Below are 2,962 nucleotides of genomic sequence, written 5' to 3'. Positions count from 1 at the left end.
AGAAGATGGAGATGTAATTATTTTAGATGCTGGAACAAGTTCTATAGCTTTGCTCGTTCCAACCGCATGCGAAGAAGTTCCTATTCCCAAGCCTATTGCTAGGGGAGATTTTATTTTGAATATTTTACAAACAAACGGAGCTACTATTGCTCCAGTGATTCCCGATATTATTACCGATAAAACCGTTATTGATTTTATTCCTCCAATATTTGCGGAAATATCCACCGCTATTGCCGTTGTTACCGATTTAGGAAGCAACGATAAAAGTATATTGTTCGATATTCCAAGAGCTTTTGACATTATAAAAATTCCTATTATTCCAATCGCACTTCCTATAGCTATACTTATCAATATTACGGGAAGATTTGCCTTGAGTATAGGGAGATTTCTATAAATTGGAAGAGCCAAAACTACGGTTGCGGGACCGACTAAAGCGTTTATAAATTTTCCTCCGCTTTCGTTATAAACATTATAAGGAATTTGCATAAAATATAAAGAAAAACCAACCAAAATTACCGTTGTCACCAAAGGCGTTAAAATCGGCAATTTAGTTTTTATATAGATAGTATATGAAATGATATAAGCTATCAAAGTTATAACGATTGGTATGATTGGATTTGATTCAAATAATTCTATCATTTTTATTTTTCTCTTCCTTCTCTTTTTATTCTTATTTTATTAAAAATTTTTTCCAAAATTTGAGCGATTAATCCCGTAGAAACCATTATGACTATTACCATAAATACGCAGATAATTATAAACGGGATAATTTCCTCTTTTATATATTTGTATTCTTCCATTATCGCCAAAGTCGCGGGAACGAATAATAAAGACATATTGCCAATTAAAATTTCGCTCGCTTTATCAATATGATGTTCTTTTATTATTCCCATTATAAGAAGTATAAAAAGAGTGAGCATTCCGACAACATTTGCTGGTATCGGAAGTTTGAGCGATTTACAAAAAATATCTGAAATCGAATATATTGAAAAAATAATTGCAAATTGTTTTATTAACGCCATTTTGAAAATTTAATTCCTATCAAATCGTTTTTTAATTGCTTTAATAATAAAAAATTTATTTTATTGATAATAGATTATATATATATTATTTTGTTTTTCAATACTTCTATATAAATCTTATCAAGATAATCTTTATTTTTTTAAAATTCTTAAATAAAACGCTTGACAAAATTATATTATTATAGTACAGTTTATGTCTATATTGAAATAATTAATTAAGAAATAAATTTAAAAAAATTAAACGGAGATAAACGACAATGTATGCAATAGTTGAAGTTAAAGGAAAACAATATAAAGTGGAAAAAGGACAAAATATATTGATAGAATATTTGGGAGAGGACGCGAAAGAATCGCCTGAAATTAAAATTCTTTTGTTAAAGAAAGACGATGAAACCGTTGTCGTTGGAACTCCTTATGTAGAAAATGTAAAAGTCAACTCAAAAATAGCGGAAAGTTTGAAAGGCGATAAAGTTATAATTGGAAAGCATAAAAGAAGAAAAGACTATAGAAGAAAAACGGGACATAGGCATAAATATCATAAAATAACTATTGAAGATATAATAGTTTGATTTTATGGCTTCGTTGGTAAATGTTCGTTATAATAGTGAAGGAATTATTGAATATATTTCGGTTGATGGACATGCTGGAGTAAAAAAAATTGGCGAAGGCTACGAGGTTTGTATAGCTTTAAGTTCAATTACTCAAGCGATGCAAAGGGCTTTGATTAGCATAGTTGGGAAAAAATATTTAATTTATAAAATAGATAACGCTAATTTAAGTTTAATATTAAAAGATTTTGATAAACTTGAAGAAAGCAAAAAAAAAGAATACAAAATTGTAAGCGAAGGATATTTGATAGGAATAAAAGAATTAATAAAAGAATATCCCGATTACATAAAATACAAAGAGGAGAGATAAAATGGCTCATAAAAAAGGCGGCGGAAGCTCAAAAAACGGACGAGATAGTCAATCCAAAAGACTTGGAGTTAAAGTTTACGGCGGGCAGAAAGTTATATCTGGAAATATAATAGTTAGGCAAAGAGGAACCCAATTTCATGTCGGCAAAAATGTCGATATAGGAAGAGACCACACCATTTTTGCAACCGCTTCTGGAATTGTAAAATTCCATACTAATAAATTTGGCAAAAAAGCTATAAGCGTAATTGCGGATTAATATTTTTATATTCTAAATTTTTGTAATTTAAAATTTTTTAAAATTATTATGGAAAATAAAGATAATATAGAATTATTATCATGCGCTTTGGAAGGGGGATGTTCCGCTAAAATTCCTCCAGATTTGCTTGAAAAAACTTTGCTTCCTATATTAAAAGCAAAAACCGATTCCAATCTTTTATCGGATATTGATATCGGAGACGACGCGGGAGTTTATAAAATTTCCGAAGATAACGCTATAATATTTACCACAGATTTTTTTCCTCCCGTAGTCGCAGACCCTTATTTATTCGGGCAGATAGCGGCTTGCAATTCTATAAGCGATATTTATGCGATGGGCGGAGAGCCTAAATTAGCTTTGAATATAACGATGTTTCCAAAAGACGATTCTTTAAATATACTCGCTAATATTTTGAAAGGAGGACAGGATAAAGCTACGGAAGCTGGAGCATTAGTCGTAGGCGGACATACGATAACTGACGCTACGGTTAAATACGGAATGGCTGTCATAGGTTTTGCTAATCCCAATCAAATAACGGCTAATTCAAAAGCTAAAGACGGAGATATTATAATACTTACTAAACCTTTGGGAACGGGATGCTCTCTGGCGGCTATGAGAAACGGACTTATTAAAGAAAAAGATATTGAAGATGTTTTTGAATCGATGAAAACTTTAAATAAAAAATCATGCAAGATAATGAATAAATATAATGTCAAGTCCGCAACCGATATAACTGGATTCGGATTAATCGGGCATGCTTATAAAA

General features: G+C 30.7%; 6 protein-coding genes. 4 read left to right on the top strand and 2 right to left on the bottom strand.

The features are described 5' to 3' along the window. Together EZH24_RS09560 and EZH24_RS09555 are read right to left on the bottom strand one after the other, a co-directional pair. The coding region (locus EZH24_RS09560) for an LrgB family protein (RefSeq protein ID WP_137998928.1) at positions 1-639 on the bottom strand (639 nt) is incomplete at its 3' end. A 2-nt stretch (positions 640-641) separates the two neighbouring features. Beyond that, positions 642-1,022, bottom strand: a complete 381-nt coding sequence (locus tag EZH24_RS09555; RefSeq protein WP_137998927.1) for a CidA/LrgA family protein — start codon at positions 1,020-1,022, stop codon at positions 642-644. 257 nt (positions 1,023-1,279) lie between these two features. Here EZH24_RS09555 and rplU point away from each other — a divergent pair, with 257 nt between their 5' ends. The 4 genes from rplU to selD all read left to right on the top strand — a co-directional run. Further along, entirely contained in the window at positions 1,280-1,591 is a 312-nt protein-coding gene (rplU, locus tag EZH24_RS09550; protein WP_137998926.1) for a 50S ribosomal protein L21, read from the top strand. Positions 1,592-1,595: 4 nt separating this feature from the next. After that, positions 1,596-1,940: a ribosomal-processing cysteine protease Prp gene (locus tag EZH24_RS09545; protein ID WP_137998925.1), complete on the top strand. Its 345-nt coding sequence runs from the start codon at positions 1,596-1,598 to the stop codon at positions 1,938-1,940. 1 nt (position 1,941) lies between these two features. Then, the gene (gene rpmA / locus EZH24_RS09540) at positions 1,942-2,196 is read left to right on the top strand and encodes a 50S ribosomal protein L27 (protein WP_137998924.1); all 255 of its coding nucleotides are present in this window, start codon (positions 1,942-1,944) and stop codon (positions 2,194-2,196) included. Positions 2,197-2,244: 48 nt separating this feature from the next. Continuing rightward, a partial coding sequence (selD, locus tag EZH24_RS09535; protein ID WP_137998923.1) for a selenide, water dikinase SelD occupies positions 2,245-2,962 on the top strand: 718 nt, incomplete at its 3' end.

Source organism: Brachyspira catarrhinii (genome assembly GCF_005518285.1).
GTDB lineage: Bacteria > Spirochaetota > Brachyspiria > Brachyspirales > Brachyspiraceae > Brachyspira > Brachyspira catarrhinii.
The sequence above is the reverse complement of the archived record's forward strand: the minus strand, read 5'-3'. Positions and strand labels throughout refer to the sequence as shown.

Excerpts from the sequence above, each read along its gene's own strand:
- EZH24_RS09555 (WP_137998927.1), bottom strand. The coding sequence starts at position 1,022 with ATGGCGTTAATAAAACAATTTGCAATTATTTTTTCAATATATTCGATT.
- rplU (WP_137998926.1), top strand. The coding sequence starts at position 1,280 with ATGTATGCAATAGTTGAAGTTAAAGGAAAACAATATAAAGTGGAAAAA.
- EZH24_RS09545 (WP_137998925.1), top strand. The coding sequence starts at position 1,596 with ATGGCTTCGTTGGTAAATGTTCGTTATAATAGTGAAGGAATTATTGAA.
- rpmA (WP_137998924.1), top strand. The coding sequence starts at position 1,942 with ATGGCTCATAAAAAAGGCGGCGGAAGCTCAAAAAACGGACGAGATAGT.